The organism is Dickeya lacustris (assembly GCF_029635795.1).
In the GTDB taxonomy this organism is placed as follows: domain Bacteria; phylum Pseudomonadota; class Gammaproteobacteria; order Enterobacterales; family Enterobacteriaceae; genus Dickeya; species Dickeya lacustris.
On sequence record NZ_CP114280.1, the window covers coordinates 2239265 to 2257881 of the forward strand.

Genomic DNA, 18617 nt, shown 5'->3' on the forward strand with positions numbered 1-18617 from the left:
AAAGCTTGATTTGAGGTAACGACTGGGCCTTAATATAAAAGAGAAAAAAATGAAAGCACCGCATTTAACATCGTTTAACACAGCGCATTGGCAGAAAGGATTATGCAAATAACAGAAAAAAATGTGCTCGGCACAAGCGAGCGGCGGGAGAAAATCATACAGCAGCTTCGCACCCACGGTAGTGTGCAAGTCAATGAGCTCGCCAGCCATTATCAGGTGTCTACTGTCACCATTCGTAACGATCTGGCTTTTCTGGAAAAACAGGGCGTAGCCGTGCGCGCTTATGGTGGCGCGCTGTTGTGCGAACCGAGTCAAACGGTTCCTGAGCGCACAATTGCGGACAAAAGCATACTCAATACGCCAGCCAAGCAGCGAATAGGGGCACTGGCCGCTACATTGGTTTATCCAGGATGCCGTCTCATTCTCGACTCTGGAACAACAACGCTTGAGGTCGCGCGGCATTTACAGGCACACCAGGACATTCTGGTGATGACTAACGGTATTAACGTCGCCAACGCTTTACTGGAGGCCGAAGGGGTTGAACTGCTTATGACCGGCGGGCACCTGCGCCGTAAGTCACTTTCATTCTATGGCGCCCAGGCGGAGCAATCATTACAAAACTACCACTTTGATATGCTGTTTCTTGGGGTCGATGGTATCGATCTTGAGCGTGGTATCAGTACGCACCATGAGGATGAAGCGCGACTTAATCGCTGTATGTGTCAGGTCGCAGAAAAGATTATCGTCGTCACTGACTCCAGTAAATTCCGCCGTCTGAGCCTGCACAGAATTATTGAAACTCCGCGTATCCATACGCTGATAACCGATGATGCTTTACCGACAGAGATTCTCAATGGTTTGAGGCACGCAGGTATTGAGGTTTTACTGGTTCCCGCTGACGCCGACTGAAGGGCATTCAGCCCAACGCAAACTGACGTATTGATAAGGTTTCTGCAAGGGTGACACAAAAGCCGGTCTGAAACCCAATAGACCGGCTTTAACAAACGGTAGATGGTTCAGGCACAGGTCAGGGGCGGCTCTGGCAAGCTTTGCGTCCCCCAACCATCTGCTTCTGAGCAATGATGGGTTGGTGTTTCGATAGCACCGGGCGAGACAAGCGAGCGGGGTGTCAGCACAGGGCGCGTGGTTTCATGCCTGACCGTGTGTTACGGTGCAGCATACATACAGCGTGCCGGGCCCCCATTGCCCCACCCCCGCATAAACCGCACCCAAAACAAAAGGCCCGGTCTTTCGACCGGGCCCTTCGCCTTATTTAATGCCTGGCAGTTCCCTACTCTCGCATGGGGAGACCCCACACTACCATCGGCGCTACGGCGTTTCACTTCTGAGTTCGGCATGGGGTCAGGTGGGACCACCGCGCTGTCGCCGCCAGGCAAATTCTTTTTATTCCGGCCGTTATGCTCCGCTCTCACTTCCACATAACCACCCGAACCAATCTCTGAACAAGCTGAATCTATTCTCTGCGTCTCTCACCAAAACACCTTCGGTGTTGTAAGGTTAAGCCTCTCGGGTCATTAGTACTGGTTAGCTCAACGCATCGCTGCGCTTACACACCCAGCCTATCAACGTCTTCGTCTTAAACGTCCCTTCAGGGGCCTCAAGGGCCCAGGGAAGACTCATCTCGGGGCAAGTTTCCCGCTTAGATGCTTTCAGCGGTTATCTCTTCCGCACGTAGCTACCGGGCAATGCCATTGGCATGACAACCCGAACACCAGTGGTGCGTTCACTCCGGTCCTCTCGTACTAGGAGCAACCCCCCTCAATCTTCCAACGCCCACGGCAGATGGGACCGAACTGTCTCACGACGTTCTAAACCCAGCTCGCGTACCACTTTAAATGGCGAACAGCCATACCCTTGGGACCTACTTCAGCCCCAGGATGTGATGAGCCGACATCGAGGTGCCAAACACCGCCGTCGATATGAACTCTTGGGCGGTATCAGCCTGTTATCCCCGGAGTACCTTTTATCCGTTGAGCGATGGCCCTTCCATTCAGAACCACCGGATCACTAAGACCTGCTTTCGCACCTGCTCGAGCCGTCACTCTCGCAGTCAAGCTAGCTTATGCCTTTGCACTAACCTCCTGATGTCCGACCAGGATTAGCTAACCTTCGTGCTCCTCCGTTACTCTTTGGGAGGAGTCTGCCCCAGTCAAACTACCCACCAGACACTGTCCGCAACCCCGATTAGGGGCCCACGTTAGAACATCAAACATTAAAGGGTGGTATTTCAAGGTTGGCTCCATGCAGACTGGCGTCCACACTTCAAAGCCTCCCACCTATCCTACACATCAAGGCTCAAGGTTCAGTGTCAAGCTATAGTAAAGGTTCACGGGGTCTTTCCGTCTTGCCGCGGGTACACTGCATCTTCACAGCGAGTTCAATTTCACTGAGTCTCGGGTGGAGACAGCCTGGCCATCATTACGCCATTCGTGCAGGTCGGAACTTACCCGACAAGGAATTTCGCTACCTTAGGACCGTTATAGTTACGGCCGCCGTTTACCGGGGCTTCGATCAAGAGCTTCGCCTTGCGGCTGACCCCATCAATTAACCTTCCGGCACCGGGCAGGCGTCACACCGTATACGTCCACTTTCGTGTTTGCACAGTGCTGTGTTTTTATTAAACAGTTGCAGCCAGCTGGTATCTGCGACTCCCGTCAGCTCCGTCCGCAAGGGACTTCACCAACAGGAGCGTGCCTTCTCCCGAAGTTACGGCACCATTTTGCCTAGTTCCTTCACCCGAGTTCTCTCAAGCGCCTGAGTATTCTCTACCTGACCACCTGTGTCGGTTTGGGGTACGATTCAATGTTACCTGATGCTTAGAGGCTTTTCCTGGAAGCAGGGCATCTGTCACTTCAGTACCGTAGTACCTCGTCATTACGCCTCAGTGTTAACAGCAGACCGGATTTGCCTGGTCCACCCACCTGCACGCTTAAACCGGGACAACCGTCGCCCGGATGACATAGCCTTCTCCGTCCCCCCTTCGCAGTAACACCAAGTACAGGAATATTAACCTGTTTCCCATCGACTACGCTTTTCAGCCTCGCCTTAGGGGTCGACTCACCCTGCCCCGATTAACGTTGGACAGGAACCCTTGGTCTTCCGGCGTGCGGGTTTTTCACCCGCATTATCGTTACTTATGTCAGCATTCGCACTTCTGATACCTCCAGCAGCCCTCACAGGCCACCTTCACAGGCTTACAGAACGCTCCCCTACCCAACAACACATAGTGTCGCTGCCGCAGCTTCGGTGCATGGTTTTAGCCCCGTTACATCTTCCGCGCAGGCCGACTCGACCAGTGAGCTATTACGCTTTCTTTAAATGATGGCTGCTTCTAAGCCAACATCCTGGCTGTCTGGGCCTTCCCACATCGTTTCCCACTTAACCATGACTTTGGGACCTTAGCTGGCGGTCTGGGTTGTTTCCCTCTTCACGACGGACGTTAGCACCCGCCGTGTGTCTCCCGTGATAACATTCTTCGGTATTCGCAGTTTGCATCGGGTTGGTAAGCCGGGATGGCCCCCTAGCCGAAACAGTGCTCTACCCCGAAGATGAATTCACGAGGCGCTACCTAAATAGCTTTCGGGGAGAACCAGCTATCTCCCGGTTTGATTGGCCTTTCACCCCCAGCCACAAGTCATCCGCTAATTTTTCAACATTAGTCGGTTCGGTCCTCCAGTTAGTGTTACCCAACCTTCAACCTGCCCATGGCTAGAATCACCGGGTTTCGGGTCTATACCCTGCAACTTAACGCCCAGTTAAGACTCGGTTTCCCTGCGGCTCCCCTATTCGGTTAACCTTGCTACAGAATATAAGTCGCTGACCCATTATACAAAAGGTACGCAGTCACCCTGATAAATCAAGGCTCCCACTGCTTGTACGTACACGGTTTCAGGTTCTATTTCACTCCCCTCGCCGGGGTTCTTTTCGCCTTTCCCTCACGGTACTGGTTCACTATCGGTCAGTCAGGAGTATTTAGCCTTGGAGGATGGTCCCCCATATTCAGACAGGATGTCACGTGTCCCGCCCTACTCATCGAACTCACAACTTGTGCATTTTTGTGTACGGGACTATCACCCTTTACTGTGCGACTTTCCAGACGCTTCCACTGACACACAAGCCGATTCAGGTTCTGGGCTCTTCCCCGTTCGCTCGCCGCTACTGGGGGAATCTCGGTTGATTTCTTTTCCTCGGGGTACTGAGATGTTTCAGTTCCCCCGGTTCGCCTCACACACCTATGAATTCAGTGTGTGATAGTGTGTCGAAACACACTGGGTTTCCCCATTCGGGTATCGTCGGGTATAACGGTTCATATCACCTTGCCGACGCTTATCGCAGATTAGCACGCCCTTCATCGCCTCTGACTGCCTAGGCATCCACCGTGTACGCTTAGTCGCTTAACCTCACAACCCGAAAGTGTTTCGGGATGCAAGTTTTTGAGAGACTCGAACAACACATGCATTCGCATACACATGCTGTCGTTTCAATTTTCAGCTTGTTCCAGATTGTTAAAGAGCAAGATAACGTAAACCTGACTATCTCTAATCAGCTTTAGGTTATCTTCGGGATATACCTGACCGTGACTTTAACTCACCAGTCTTGTCATTTGCGTCCCCTAGGGGATTCGAACCCCCTGTTACCGCCGTGAAAGGGCGGTGTCCTGGGCCTCTAGACGAAGAGACAGTCTCTTGTCAGCTTCGCAAGACGCTTTTGACTCTTTTACTTCATCAGACAATCTGTGTGGACACCACGCAGGCTCTTCACTCGGTAAGGAGGTGATCCAACCGCAGGTTCCCCTACGGTTACCTTGTTACGACTTCACCCCAGTCATGAATCACAAAGTGGTAAGCGCCCTCCCGAAGGTTAAGCTACCTACTTCTTTTGCAACCCACTCCCATGGTGTGACGGGCGGTGTGTACAAGGCCCGGGAACGTATTCACCGTAGCATTCTGATATACGATTACTAGCGATTCCGACTTCATGGAGTCGAGTTGCAGACTCCAATCCGGACTACGACGTACTTTATGAGGTCCGCTTGCTCTCGCGAGGTTGCTTCTCTTTGTATACGCCATTGTAGCACGTGTGTAGCCCTACTCGTAAGGGCCATGATGACTTGACGTCATCCCCACCTTCCTCCGGTTTATCACCGGCAGTCTCCCCTGAGTTCCCACCCGAAGTGCTGGCAACAGAGGATAAGGGTTGCGCTCGTTGCGGGACTTAACCCAACATTTCACAACACGAGCTGACGACAGCCATGCAGCACCTGTCTCAGAGCTCCCGAAGGCACACCCGCATCTCTGCAGGTTTCTCTGGATGTCAAGAGTAGGTAAGGTTCTTCGCGTTGCATCGAATTAAACCACATGCTCCACCGCTTGTGCGGGCCCCCGTCAATTCATTTGAGTTTTAACCTTGCGGCCGTACTCCCCAGGCGGTCGATTTAACGCGTTAACTCCGGAAGCCACGCCTCAAGGGCACAACCTCCAAATCGACATCGTTTACAGCGTGGACTACCAGGGTATCTAATCCTGTTTGCTCCCCACGCTTTCGCACCTGAGCGTCAGTCTTCGTCCAGGGGGCCGCCTTCGCCACCGGTATTCCTCCAGATCTCTACGCATTTCACCGCTACACCTGGAATTCTACCCCCCTCTACGAGACTCTAGCCTGTCAGTTTTGAATGCAGTTCCCAGGTTAAGCCCGGGGATTTCACATCCAACTTAACAGACCGCCTGCGTGCGCTTTACGCCCAGTCATTCCGATTAACGCTTGCACCCTCCGTATTACCGCGGCTGCTGGCACGGAGTTAGCCGGTGCTTCTTCTGCGGGTAACGTCAATCGACAAGGTTATTAGCCTTATCGCCTTCCTCCCCGCTGAAAGTGCTTTACAACCCGAAGGCCTTCTTCACACACGCGGCATGGCTGCATCAGGCTTGCGCCCATTGTGCAATATTCCCACTGCTGCCTCCCGTAGGAGTCTGGACCGTGTCTCAGTTCCAGTGTGGCTGGTCAACCTCTCAGACCAGCTAGGGATAGTCGCCTAGGTGAGCCATTACCTCACCTACTAGCTAATCCCATCTGGGCACATCTGATGGCAAGAGGCCCGAAGGTCCCCCTCTTTGGTCCGAAGACGTTATGCGGTATTAGCTACCGTTTCCAGTAGTTATCCCCCTCCATCAGGCAGTTTCCCAGACATTACTCACCCGTCCGCCGCTCGTCACCCAAGGAGCAAGCTCCTTTGTGCTACCGCTCGACTTGCATGTGTTAGGCCTGCCGCCAGCGTTCAATCTGCGAGCCATGATCAAACTCTTCAATTTAAGTTTGATTGTGTTTTCCGAAGAAAACGTGCTCAAAGAATTTACTGTTTATTCGTAATGAATTAACTGTTGTCACTCTTCAAGACTTTCACAAAAGTTTTTGCGAAGTGTCCTGCGAGTGCCCACACAGATTGTCTGATTAATTGTTAAAGAGCAGTGCGACCGGCCTGAGCCTGCTGTCGCGAGGTGGCGTATACTACGCTTTCCTCATGAAGAGTCAACGCTTTTTTTTCGTTTTCTCTTCGCTGACACCGCGCTGCGTTGCCGCTGTTGCCGTGTCAGTGGGTTCGCATTATAGGGACTTCTTATCAGGCCGCAACCGGTATTTTGCATAAAATCGCGCGTTCGCTGCATTCCACAGCAAAAGTGCCGCTTATACCTTATTTTGCACAGAGTTATCCACAAAGAAGGGATTTCTTGAAAATTGGCGAGCATCACGCAAACGTTTTCGCTACAATTCGCACCAGCACATTTCACACCTATTCGTGGGAATTAATAAGTGTGTTAGCTGAATACCAGCCCGATTGCGCCACCATCTTTAAGCGATAACCACCGCCATCGACTGAATATTCAGCTAACGCTCTTAAAAGTAAGAACCTAAGTCAGGGGATTAAACCATCATGCAACAACGTCGTCCTATCCGTCGTGCTTTACTCAGCGTGTCTGACAAAGCCGGTATCGTTGAATTCGCTCAGGCGCTGTCGCAGCGTGGCGTCGAACTGCTGTCTACCGGCGGCACGGCTCGGCTGCTGGCCAATGCGGGTTTGCCAGTAACGGAAGTCTCAGATTACACCGGCTTTCCTGAAATGATGGACGGACGTGTGAAAACACTGCATCCCAAAGTACATGGCGGTATTCTGGGGCGTCGCGGCCAGGACGATGCCATCATGGCGCAACACGCGATTCAGCCTATTGATATGGTGGTGGTCAACCTCTATCCGTTTGCCCAGACAGTCGCTAAAGCCGATTGCTCCTTAGAAGACGCCGTTGAAAATATTGATATCGGCGGGCCGACCATGGTGCGCTCGGCGGCGAAAAACCACAACGATGTGGCTATCGTCGTCAAGAGCAGTGACTACCATGCTATCGTTGCCGAGATGGATGCTAACGAAAACGCTCTGACTTATCCCACCCGCTTCAATCTGGCTATCAAAGCATTTGAGCATACCGCTGCCTACGACAGCATGATAGCGAACTACTTTGGCAGCAAAGTCCCGGCTTACCATGGCGATACCACGGAGCCTTCTGGCCGTTTCCCACGCACGCTGAACCTGAATCTCATTAAAAAGCAGGACATGCGTTATGGTGAGAACAGCCATCAGCAGGCCGCCTTCTATATAGAAGAACAAATTGCAGAAGCCTCTGTTGCGACTGCACAGCAGTTACAAGGCAAGGCGCTCTCTTACAACAACATCGCCGATACCGACGCGGCCCTTGAGTGTGTGAAAGAGTTTGCTGAACCGGCCTGTGTGATTGTGAAGCACGCCAACCCTTGCGGTGTTGCCATCGGTGAGTCGATTCTCGACGCCTACGAGCGCGCCTATAAAACCGACCCGACTTCCGCTTTCGGCGGCATTATCGCCTTTAACCGCGAACTGGACGAAGCCACGGCGCAAGCCATCATCAGCCGTCAGTTTGTCGAGGTGATTATCGCGCCTTCCGCCAGTGAAGCCGCATTAAGCGTCACCGCCGCCAAACAAAATGTACGGGTATTGACGTGCGGCACCTGGCAGCAGCGTGTTGCCGGGCTGGACTTCAAACGCGTTAACGGTGGATTGCTGGTGCAAGACCGCGATTTGGGTATGGTGGAAAGCGCGCAACTGCGCGTCGTCACCGAGCGCCAGCCAAGCGAAGCCGAGCTGCGCGATGCGCTGTTCTGCTGGAAAGTGGCGAAGTTCGTTAAATCCAACGCGATTGTGTATGCCCGCGACAACATGACTATCGGCATCGGCGCCGGTCAGATGAGCCGGGTGTACTCCGCTAAAATTGCGGGCATTAAAGCCGGTGATGAAGGGCTTGAGGTGCAAGGCTCCGTCATGGCATCCGACGCATTCTTCCCGTTCCGCGATGGTATCGACGCCGCTGCCGCCGTTGGCATCACCTGTGTTATCCAACCGGGCGGTTCGATTCGCGATGATGAGGTGATTGCTGCGGCCAACGAGCACGGTATTGCGATGCTGTTTACCGATATGCGCCACTTCCGCCACTAATCCGAGGTCACGACGATGAACATCTTAATTATTGGTAATGGTGGCCGCGAGCATGCGCTGGCCTGGAAAGCTGCCCAGTCTCCGTTGGCGGATAAAGTCTATGTCGCGCCGGGCAACGCAGGCACCGCGCTGGAGCCTGCGCTGGAGAATGTGAACATCGCGGCGACGGACATTCCGGCGCTGCTTGAATTTGCCCGTCAGCAGGATATTGGCCTGACGATTGTCGGCCCGGAAGCGCCACTGGTCATTGGCGTGGTGGATGCGTTCCGCGCCGCCGGTCTGAACATTTTTGGCCCGACCCAGGCAGCAGCACAGTTGGAAGGCTCCAAAGCCTTTACCAAAGACTTTTTGGCGCGCCAGCATATTCCGACGGCGGAATACCAGAACTTTACCGAGGTGGAACCCGCGCTGGCCTACGTTCGGCGTATGGGCGCACCGATTGTTATCAAGGCCGATGGCCTGGCCGCTGGTAAAGGCGTGATTGTCGCCATGACACTGGCGGAAGCGGAAAACGCTGTCACCGATATGCTGGCTGGTAATGCCTTTGGCGATGCAGGCCACCGCATTGTGGTGGAGGAGTTCCTGGATGGTGAAGAAGCCAGCTTTATTGTGATGGTGGATGGCGAGCATGTGCTGCCGATGGCCACCAGCCAGGATCACAAGCGTGTAGGTGACAACGACACCGGCCCGAACACTGGCGGCATGGGCGCTTACTCGCCAGCACCGGTAGTGACGGATGCCGTTCACCAGCGGGTGATGGAACAGATTATTTGGCCAACCGTGCGCGGCATGGCGGCAGAGGGCAACGTCTATACGGGCTTTTTGTATGCCGGCCTGATGATTTCACCCGATGGCCAGCCCAAAGTTATCGAGTTCAACTGCCGCTTTGGCGACCCGGAAACCCAGCCGATTATGCTGCGCATGAAGTCTGACCTGGTTGCGCTGTGTCTGGCGGCCTGTGAAGGCACGCTGGATAAACAGCATTCTGAGTGGGATGCGCGCCCGTCACTGGGCGTGGTGCTGGCCGCAGGCGGCTACCCGGCGGACTACCGCACCGGCGATGCCATTTCCGGCCTGCCTGAACAGGATGCCGCTGACGGTAAAGTGTTCCATGCCGGAACAACGCTGAAAGGCCACGATGTTGTGACCAGCGGCGGGCGTGTATTGTGCGTGACCGCGTTAGGTGAAAGTGTTGCCGCCGCCCAACAGCGCGCGTATGCACTGGCGAGCACCATTCGCTGGGAAGGCAGCTTCTGCCGCAGTGACATTGGCTATCGCGCCATCGCCCGTGAGCAAAAAAGCTAGCACTCGCTAAAGCGATAACGGCAGGAGCCAGACTGTGGCTTCTGCCATATCAGTATCCGCTTTATCAACATCTGCTTTATCAACATCCGCTTTGCCGCGTGGCATTCACTGTCTGCACTGCAACACCCAATAGCTTGTGCAACATCAATACCTGTGCAGCGCCAATACCGGTAAAGCTACTCGCCTTCCTTCATCGGCTCAAAACGGCAAAAATCCTCTTCGGCCATCTGTAAAAGCTGTGTGCCTTGCGGTGATTCCAGCCAGGCGATGCCAAGAGCGCCTTGATCGCCTGCTGCGCCTGTTGGCTTATCCAATGCCGGGCGCTGCTATCCCAGTCGGGTCGTACCGTTTGTCCTTCGCAGGTTGTCACCTGCCCCGCTTGCCAGCGCCCTTGCCGTAACATCACATGGCCAGCGCGCAGAGAGTCACTTAACGCCAGCCGTTGTCGCGCATCGAATTGATACAAGGCGATGTCGTCTTCTGATAATGACTCACGGCGATGGGGAAGCTGACGCTGCATATAGCTGACCGTGCCAGCCTGATCAAAGCGCAGCCTGGACTCTTCTCGCTCTGGCATCACGCGCTGTTCTTGCACCTCGCGCAGCGCGCCTTGCTGGAAGTGATAACGGGTGATGCGAATATCATCGCCTTGCAGCGGGGTGAACACCGTTACCAGCGAAGTTAACTGTTGCTGCGGTTCATCCTGACGCCACAGGCGAATCACACCGCGATCGGCTAAATAGCCGCTGGCAAAAACCGTCGGCGCTGGCGGATGGCTACTGCATCCAGCCAGCAGTGACATCAACGCCAGCGACCCGCAGCGGCGGCAAAAAAGCAAAAGGGGCGAAATCGCCCCCCTGCTTAAACCTGCTGTCAGCATGCGCTTATTTTACAGCGTCTTTCAGTGCCTTACCGGACACAAAAGCGGGCACGTTAGCGGCGGCAATTTTGATCTCTTTACCCGTCTGCGGGTTGCGGCCAGTGCGCTCGTTACGATGATTGACTTTGAAAGTACCAAAACCAACTAATTGTACTGCATCACCTTCTTTCAGAGACTCAGTAATCGCCGCCAGAGTCGCTTCCAGGGCAGCTTTAGCCTGGGTCTTGGAAAGGTCAGCTTTGTCAGCAATTACATCAATCAGTTGAGTCTTATTCATAAGTTATCCTTACAGTGTGTTTATCGCTTGCTAAGCATCGAGTGCGACGGATATGCCATCTCCCGTCATATTTCGAACAGCAAAGGCGTTGCCGCTTTCCCGTCATTCGAATTATTTAGGGTGTAGTAGCACTCTCCTGCATACACGCACCGACAGCCACTTTTATTACGCCCCCCAAATGTAGACCAGACAGGGTGCGGATGTGAAGCCTTTAGACAGGCCATTTCAGGCCTTAAATCACGTTTTATCGCGTTATTGGTACAAATTTATGCCAATGTTGCTGACTCCCGCTTCGCGCAGGTCAGCTCGCAGGCCTTTTATCAACTCGAGGTCGCGCTCTTCGCAGGCCGCCAGCAGGCGGAAAATCTCCCACTGAAGATCCCATTCCTCTTCCACCGCAGGCAGCACTTTTAGCTCGTCATCGGTCATTTCACGGCCAGCCTGGGTCATCTCCAGCATGGCTACTGTGCGAATCGAGGATTCACTCACCGCGATAGCATGTTCCAGTGTTTCTCCGCTCAGACGCGAATGCAGTAACTCACTTAATGCAACACAGGCGTCGATTGCCGGATAGATACCGTAAATGTCATCGTCTTCCGCGACCGGGATGGCGTCTTCGAGTTTTTCCAGCTGGCTGTCAAAGTTGACTTTGGCGTCCTTGACCACCAGCGTTTCCCATACCAGGTCCAGAATACGCCGATAGAGCGCCGCATCCCCGAATTCGGTTTGCTGGCAGAATGCGTGGTAATTCGGGTACATACGCTCGCAGAGGCAGGCCATAAAGGTGACATGCTGCCAGCTTTCCAGCTTTTCCAGACGTAAATGAATGGGGTTACGTAACATTGCTTATCTCAATTAATAGTGGGCGGCAGTGTAACGAAAATTACCCAGCCGCCCTATGCCTGAATTCCGAAAATAGGCCAGAATGCCCAAAGTCTCCTGCCGGGTATTATCCTACACCACCGCATCGCGTTGCCAGCGCTGAAATGCCGGACGGTTCGAGGCCACCGCATCGGCCCAGCGCGTCGGCTCCGGCAAGCGATAGCCGTTCATGCAGCGCATCACCCATTCCAGCGCGCTATCGCTGCTAATGCGATGCCCGCCAGAAATAAATAGCGGATTGCAGCGGGCTTTACTGCGCCACACCCAGCCTATCTGTTCGTCCTTATCAAGCAACGGCTGACGGCTCCCGACCGCTGATGCCAAAGGTGCAAATTGCCCGCACAAGCGGCGTTTCGCCACCCCGATAGTCGGCACGTTGACCAGCAGGCCAAAATGACTGGCAACCCCCAAACGACGCGGATGGGACACGCCGTGCCCATCAACAAACAGCAGCTCCGGCTTGTGTTGCAGTTGCGCCCATGCCGCTAACAGCGCCGGGTATTCACGAAACGAGAGCAAACCGGGAATATAAGGCATGCATGTCGGAATGCGTGCAATTTGGTACTCCACCAGTTGCAGCGAAGGATACGTCAGTACAGTCAACGCCGCACGGGTGATAGCGCCCTGTTGCTCAAACCCGACATCCGCACCCGCGATAAGCGTCGGCTGCACAAACGGCAGATCGTCGTGGCGCACCACCAGCGCGGCATTCTCGCGCTGCGCTGCCCGCAGCGCATTAAGATCCATCACGCGTTATCCTGATGATAGGGCGCAGACAAGCGGTGTACCGCCTCAACAAACGCGCCGGCGTGCTCTGGCGGCACATCCTGATGGATACCATGGCCAAGGTTAAACACGTGGCCATCGCCTGCGCCGAAACCGGCCAGAATGCTCGCCACCTCCTGTTCAATACGCGCCGCTGGCGCATAGAGCATGGAGGGGTCCATGTTGCCCTGCAAGGCAACCCGGTGGCCGACGCGACGGCGAGCCTCGGCGATATCGGTCGTCCAGTCGAGGCCAAGCGCATCGCAGCCGGTATCGGCCATCGCTTCCAGCCACTGGCCGCCGCCTTTGGTAAACAGCGTCACCGGCACCCGCCGCCCTTCGTGTTCACGTTGCAGGCCATCGACAATTTTGTGCATGTAATGCAGCGAAAACTCGCGGTACGCCGCGCCGCTCAGTGCGCCACCCCAGGTGTCAAAAATCATCACCGCCTGTGCGCCTGAGCGAATTTGGGCATTCAGGTAGAGCGTGACGCTATCAGCCAGTTTATCGAGTAACAGATGCAGGGTTTGCGGTTCGGCAAACATCATTTTTTTGATAACGGTGAACGCTTTACTGCTGCCGCCTTCAACCATATAGGTCGCCAGCGTCCACGGGCTGCCGGAAAAACCGATCAGCGGCACCGCACCGGCCAGATTGCGGCGAATGGTGCGCACCGCATTCATCACGTAACCCAGCTCCTGCTCCGGGTCAGGCACCGGCAGTTTTTCCACATCGGCACGGCATGTCACCGGCGAGGTAAAGCGCGGGCCCTCACCGGCTTCGAAGTAGAGCCCAAGCCCCATCGCATCCGGCACCGTGAGAATGTCGGAAAACAGGATGGCGGCATCAAGCGCATAGCGTCGCAGCGGCTGTAACGTGACTTCACACGCCAATTCCGCATTTTTACACAGCGACATAAAATCGCCCGCCTGCGCTCGGGTCGCCCGATATTCCGGCAGATAACGCCCGGCTTGCCTCATCATCCATACGGGCGTCACATCCACCGGCTGGCGTAATAATGCTCGCAGATAGCGATCATTTTTTAGATCAGTCATGATTTTTTCCTTTATTACGCCTTTCTCAGGCATGATTGCCGCAGGCTCTTGCTCACTGCGCCATGTCGCGGCACAGCACGACGGTGTCTTCAATTAAACGGCGCGCAACCGTACCCGGCGGCGGCAGCTCCGGTAAATCATCGTAGCGAAACCAGCCCGCCGCGCGCAGTTCAGAAGGGTCATGTTTCAGCTCGCCGCCGTCATAGTCCGCCATGAAAGCGGTCATCAGCGAATGGGGAAACGGCCAGGGCTGTGAGCAGACATAGCGCAGGTTCTTGATGCGAATCTGGCTCTCTTCCATCACCTCGCGCATCGCCGCCTGTTCCAGCGTTTCGCCGACTTCAACAAACCCGGCCAGCACGGTATACATATTGCCTTTATGACGCAAATGCTGCGCCAGCAAGATTTTATCGTGATGGCGGATGGCGACAATCACGCAAGGCGCAATCTGTGGGTAGTAGCGCTCTTTACACTGCGGGCACAAGCAGGCCAACTCCTTGGTACTTGCGGTCATCGTATGGCCGCAGTAGCCGCAAAACCGATGTGAGCGATAAAACTCGGCCAGTTGTACCGCGCGCCCGGCTAATTGAAACAGACCGGCATCCTGGCTGAGTAACTGGCGCACCGACCCCATCTCCCGCGCCCGCTCTTGCAGTACCAGCCACACCGGTTCACCCTGCCACTCGCCAACCTGACGCGCCGTACACTGCTGTAACTGCCACTGCGCTGCCGTGCCCTGCGGCAACTCGCCTTGCGGCAGCCATATCTGATGCTGGTGATACACTACCCACCAGCCCTGTTCATCACCTTTCAGCGCTACGTCCATCTTTCTTTATCACTCCCGCTGATGACCCGGTTTCACGTTTGATCCGGTTTCGCTCTCAATGCGTTTTACTCTCAACCCATTTGATTATCAAAACAACCGGGCTGAATTGCCGTGTGCCGCCATTATCCGGCGAGGTGAAAACCTTGGCAATGCGCTCACGCGCGGATATCCCGCCGCCTCACCATTGACGGTGCCGTGTATTGACGGCGCACCGTGACACGGCATAGAGTGTCACTGTTTTTGATGGCCCCATCCGGGGCAAATCTTGTCGGAGTGCCTAGCGCGCCTTGTGGCGAGCAGGCTGAGACCGTTAATTCGGGATCCGCGGAACCTGATCAGGTTAATACCTGCGAAGGGAACAAGAGTAACCACATTGCCTGCCACGGGCTGCCCTTCCAGGCCGCCGCTGTAACCGTAAACGCGCCACGTTGCGGTCGCATGTGGATGAGCATCCGGCTATTACTCCCTGCGAGCTCCAGACAAGCAAATTTTCCTTTAATCAACAGGAACTTGCTATGTCTACAGAACCAACGTCACCTACAGAACCAACTTCGTCTACAGCATCGCGTGTTCTCACAGAACAAACCGCACCCGGTCGCCGAGAACAGCGCGCCGCCGCCCAGCAGTTTATCGCCTCGCTGCGCGGCTCAACCTTTCCTAATTCGCAACGCATTTATCTGACCGGCTCGCGCCCGGACATTCGCGTACCGATGCGGGAGATCCGCTTAAGTCCGACGTTGACAGGCGGCAGCCGTGATAACCCGCACTATGAGCCCAACGAAGCCGTGCCGGTGTATGACACCGCCGGGCCGTATGGCGACCCGGCCATCACCCCCGATGTCCACCGTGGGCTGGCGGCATTGCGCGCCGACTGGATTGCCGAACGCGGCGACACCGAGCCCCTGGCGCACGCCAGCTCCGGTTTCACCCAACAGCGGCTGGCGGATATCGGCCTTGATCATCTGCGTTTTGACCCTCTGACCAAACCGCTGCGCGCCAAAACCGGCCAGTGCGTCACCCAACTGCACTACGCGCGGCGCGGCATTATCACGCCGGAAATGGAATTTATCGCCATCCGTGAAAACATGGGGCGCGAGCGTATTCGCAGCGCCGTGCTGCGCCAGCAGCATCCCGGCCACCACTTTGGCGCTCGCTTGCCAGAGAACATCACGCCAGAGTTCGTGCGCGAGGAAGTGGCCGCCGGGCGCGCGATTATTCCGGCTAACATCAATCACCCGGAATCGGAGCCGATGATTATTGGCCGCAATTTTCTGGTCAAAGTGAACGCCAATATCGGTAACTCTTCGGTCAGTTCCTCGATTGAGGAAGAAGTGGAAAAACTGGTCTGGGCCACGCGCTGGGGCGCAGACACAGTGATGGATCTCTCGACCGGGCGTTATATCCATGAAACCCGCGAATGGATTTTGCGCAACAGCCCGGTGCCGATCGGCACAGTGCCGATTTATCAGGCGCTGGAAAAGGTCAATGGTATTGCGGAAAACCTCACCTGGGAATTGTTCCGCGACACCTTACTCGAGCAGGCCGAACAAGGGGTGGATTACTTCACCATTCACGCCGGTGTACTGCTGCGTTACGTCCCGATGACCGCCAAACGCCTGACCGGTATTGTCTCGCGCGGCGGTTCCATCATGGCGAAATGGTGCCTGTCGCACCATCAGGAGAACTTCCTCTACCAGCATTTCCGCGAAATTTGCGAAATCTGCGCCGCCTATGACGTCGCGCTGTCGCTGGGCGATGGCCTGCGCCCCGGCTCGATTCAGGATGCCAACGACGAGGCGCAGTTTGCCGAGCTGCACACGCTGGGCGAGTTAACCAAAATCGCCTGGGAATACGACGTGCAGGTGATGATAGAAGGCCCCGGTCATGTGCCGATGCAGATGATCCAACGCAATATGACCGAAGAGCTGGAACACTGCCACGAAGCGCCGTTCTACACGCTGGGTCCACTCACCACCGACATCGCCCCCGGCTACGACCATTTCACCTCCGGCATTGGCGCGGCGATGATAGGCTGGTTCGGCTGCGCCATGCTGTGCTACGTCACGCCGAAAGAACATTTGGGGCTGCCGAACAAACACGATGTCAAACAAGGGCTGATCGCTTACAAGATCGCCGCTCACGCCGCTGATTTAGCCAAAGGCCACCCCGGTGCGCAAATCCGCGATAACGCCATGTCCAAGGCGCGCTTTGAATTCCGCTGGGAAGACCAGTTTAATCTGGCGCTCGACCCGGAAACCGCCCGTGCCTACCACGATGAAACCCTGCCGCAGGAATCCGGCAAGGTGGCGCATTTCTGCTCGATGTGCGGGCCAAAATTCTGCTCGATGAAAATAACGCAGGAAGTGCGCGACTACGCCGCCCGCCAGCAAACGCAATCGATAGACGTCGGCATGGCAAACATGTCCGCCGAATTTCGCGCCCGTGGCAGCGAGCTGTACCACAGTGCCGCCGCGACCAGCCTGCCGCAGGAGGAGCGTTGATGAGCCGCGCGTTTCCCGCCACGGATGCCCGACTGGGGCTTTATCCGGTGGTCGATAGCGTGGTGTGGATTGAGCGCCTGCTGGATGCAGGCGTGCGAACCCTCCAGTTGCGTATCAAAGGCCTGCCAGCGGAGCAGGCCGAGCCTGACATTATCCGGGCGATTGCGCTGGGCCACCGGTATCAGGCCCGGCTGTTTATCAATGATTACTGGCAACTGGCGGTGAAGCATCAGGCATATGGCGTACACCTAGGGCAGGAGGATCTCGACACCGCCGATCTGGACGCGATTCGCGCCGCCGGGCTGCGGCTGGGTGTTTCCACCCATGACGACGCCGAACTGGCGCGCGCTATCGCCATCCAGCCCTCTTACATTGCGCTCGGCCACATTTTTCCCACCCAAACCAAAGTGATGCCCTCCGCGCCGCAAGGGGTGGCTGCGCTCACGCGGCAGGTACAGCAACTGGCGGGGCGTATTCCCTGCGTCGCTATCGGCGGCATCAGCCTTGAGCGAGTGCCCGAGGTGCTGGCCAGCGGTGTAGGCAGCATCGCCGTGGTCAGCGCCATCACACAGGCCGCTGACTGGCGTGCCGCTACCGCCACGCTGCGGCATTTAATTGACGGCAAGGAGACCGCCGATGCTCGATGACAATGCTTTTATGCGCTACAGCCGCCAGCTGTTACTGGAAGATATCGGTCAGGACGGGCAGCAAAAACTGGCGGCCGCCCGTGTGCTGTTGGTCGGGCTGGGCGGGCTGGGTTCACCGGCGGCGCTCTATCTGGCCGCCGCTGGCGTTGGCACGCTCACGCTTGCCGACCACGACACGCTGCACCTCTCTAATCTGCAACGCCAAATCCTCTATCGCAGCGCTGACGTGGAGAGCGCCAAAGCAGTGCTGGCGCAGCATGCGCTGCAAGCCCTGAATCCGTTAGTGACAACCCTCGCACTGACCACCCGGCTTGCCGGTGACTCACTTGAGAACGCCGTCGCACAGGCCGATTTGGTGCTGGATTGCTGTGACAACATGGCCACCCGCCATGCGGTTAACGCCGCCTGTGTCGCCGCGCAAAAACCGCTCATCAGCGCCAGCGCCGTAGGGTTTAGCGGCCAGTTGCTGGTGTTGACGCCCCCGTTTCGGCACGGCTGCTACGCCTGCCTCTACCCGGACGCTGACGAACCGCAGCGCAACTGCCGCACGGCGGGCGTGCTCGGCCCGGTCGTCGGCGTAATGGGCACGCTACAGGCGCTGGAGGCCATCAAGTTGTTGTGCGGCCTCCCCTCGCCGCTGGACGGCAAATTACGGCTGTTCGAGGCACGCCAGCAGCAGTGGCACACGCTGCAATTAACGCGCACCCCGGCGTGCCCGGTCTGCGGAGGCGCACATGCACATTCGGCTTAATGACGATGCCCTCACGCTGCCAGACGGCCTAACCGTACAACAGTTACTCGAGCGCCTGGATCGCCTGCAAGCGGGCACGGCGCTGGCTATCAATCACACCATTATTCCCCGTGCTGACTGGGCTCATCACCCGGTGCAGGACGGCGATGACATTTTGCTGTTCCAGGCGATTGCAGGAGGCTGACATGC

13 protein-coding genes, 1 tRNA gene, 3 rRNA genes, 1 pseudogene and 1 riboswitch are annotated in these 18617 nt (G+C 56.0%); of the genes and pseudogenes, 7 read left to right on the plus strand and 11 right to left on the minus strand.

Annotated elements, in window-relative coordinates:
• Positions 1-102 precede the first annotated feature (102 nt).
• Complete coding sequence (locus O1Q98_RS10170) at positions 103-909, plus strand: DeoR family transcriptional regulator (RefSeq protein ID WP_125257940.1); 807 nt, start codon at positions 103-105, stop codon at positions 907-909.
• A gap of 369 nt (positions 910-1278) precedes the next feature.
• Here the strand turns inward: O1Q98_RS10170 and rrf are convergent.
• The 4 genes from rrf to O1Q98_RS10190 form a co-directional block, all read right to left on the minus strand.
• Positions 1279-1394: ribosomal RNA gene (rrf, locus tag O1Q98_RS10175) — 5S ribosomal RNA — on the minus strand.
• Between the two features lie 120 nt (positions 1395-1514).
• Positions 1515-4421: ribosomal RNA gene (locus O1Q98_RS10180) — 23S ribosomal RNA — on the minus strand.
• A gap of 206 nt (positions 4422-4627) precedes the next feature.
• A tRNA-Glu gene (locus tag O1Q98_RS10185) sits at positions 4628-4700 on the minus strand.
• Positions 4701-4786: 86 nt separating this feature from the next.
• A 16S ribosomal RNA gene (locus tag O1Q98_RS10190) occupies positions 4787-6329 on the minus strand.
• Together the 16S, 23S and 5S rRNA genes with 1 tRNA gene alongside form the textbook arrangement of a ribosomal RNA operon.
• Positions 6330-6949: 620 nt before the next feature.
• Between O1Q98_RS10190 and purH the strand changes: the two genes are divergently transcribed.
• Positions 6950-8539: a bifunctional phosphoribosylaminoimidazolecarboxamide formyltransferase/IMP cyclohydrolase gene (gene purH / locus O1Q98_RS10195; protein WP_125257935.1), complete on the plus strand. Its 1590-nt coding sequence runs from the start codon at positions 6950-6952 to the stop codon at positions 8537-8539.
• Between the two features lie 15 nt (positions 8540-8554).
• Positions 8555-9844, plus strand: coding sequence for a phosphoribosylamine--glycine ligase (gene purD, locus O1Q98_RS10200; protein WP_125257934.1), 1290 nt, complete (start codon positions 8555-8557; stop codon positions 9842-9844).
• Positions 9845-10020: 176 nt separating this feature from the next.
• On the opposite strand, the gene O1Q98_RS19790 is transcribed toward purD, so the two are convergent.
• From O1Q98_RS19790 to nudC, 7 genes and pseudogenes are all read right to left on the minus strand, one after another.
• Positions 10021-10158 carry a DUF1481 domain-containing protein gene (locus O1Q98_RS19790; RefSeq protein ID WP_423201720.1) on the minus strand — a complete coding sequence of 46 codons (138 nt, stop codon included), beginning with the start codon at positions 10156-10158 and terminating at the stop codon, positions 10021-10023.
• A 23-nt stretch (positions 10159-10181) separates the two neighbouring features.
• Positions 10182-10724: pseudogene (locus O1Q98_RS10205) on the minus strand (DUF1481 domain-containing protein); the annotation flags it as partial.
• 4 nt (positions 10725-10728) lie between these two features.
• Complete coding sequence (hupA, locus tag O1Q98_RS10210) at positions 10729-11001, minus strand: nucleoid-associated protein HU-alpha (RefSeq protein ID WP_012882985.1); 273 nt, start codon at positions 10999-11001, stop codon at positions 10729-10731.
• Positions 11002-11253: 252 nt separating this feature from the next.
• Positions 11254-11844: a YjaG family protein gene (locus O1Q98_RS10215; RefSeq protein WP_125257932.1), complete on the minus strand. Its 591-nt coding sequence runs from the start codon at positions 11842-11844 to the stop codon at positions 11254-11256.
• Positions 11845-11955: 111 nt separating this feature from the next.
• On the minus strand, positions 11956-12630 hold the full coding sequence (gene nfi / locus O1Q98_RS10220; protein WP_125257938.1) for a deoxyribonuclease V: 675 nt from the start codon (positions 12628-12630) through the stop codon (positions 11956-11958).
• A complete protein-coding gene (gene hemE / locus O1Q98_RS10225) occupies positions 12630-13703 on the minus strand; it encodes a uroporphyrinogen decarboxylase (protein ID WP_125257931.1) in 1074 nt (357 codons plus the stop codon). Before hemE ends, nfi begins: the two co-directional genes overlap by 1 nt.
• A gap of 52 nt (positions 13704-13755) precedes the next feature.
• A complete protein-coding gene (nudC, locus tag O1Q98_RS10230; protein WP_125257930.1) occupies positions 13756-14529 on the minus strand; it encodes an NAD(+) diphosphatase in 774 nt (257 codons plus the stop codon).
• Between the two features lie 259 nt (positions 14530-14788).
• Positions 14789-14904, plus strand: a riboswitch (TPP riboswitch).
• A 140-nt stretch (positions 14905-15044) separates the two neighbouring features.
• On the opposite strand from nudC, the gene thiC reads away from it, so the two are divergent.
• From thiC to thiS, 4 genes are read left to right on the plus strand one after another with little or no spacing between them, the layout of a single operon-like run.
• Complete coding sequence (thiC, locus tag O1Q98_RS10235; protein ID WP_240632692.1) at positions 15045-17030, plus strand: phosphomethylpyrimidine synthase ThiC; 1986 nt, start codon at positions 15045-15047, stop codon at positions 17028-17030.
• Positions 17030-17677, plus strand: coding sequence for a thiamine phosphate synthase (thiE, locus tag O1Q98_RS10240; protein WP_125257929.1), 648 nt, complete (start codon positions 17030-17032; stop codon positions 17675-17677). Before thiC ends, thiE begins: the two co-directional genes overlap by 1 nt.
• Positions 17667-18428, plus strand: coding sequence for a HesA/MoeB/ThiF family protein (locus tag O1Q98_RS10245; RefSeq protein ID WP_125257928.1), 762 nt, complete (start codon positions 17667-17669; stop codon positions 18426-18428). The genes thiE and O1Q98_RS10245 overlap by 11 nt, the downstream gene beginning before the upstream one ends.
• Entirely contained in the window at positions 18412-18612 is a 201-nt protein-coding gene (gene thiS, locus O1Q98_RS10250; RefSeq protein ID WP_125257927.1) for a sulfur carrier protein ThiS, read from the plus strand. The genes O1Q98_RS10245 and thiS overlap by 17 nt, the downstream gene beginning before the upstream one ends.
• The last annotated feature ends 5 nt before the right edge of the window (positions 18613-18617 follow it).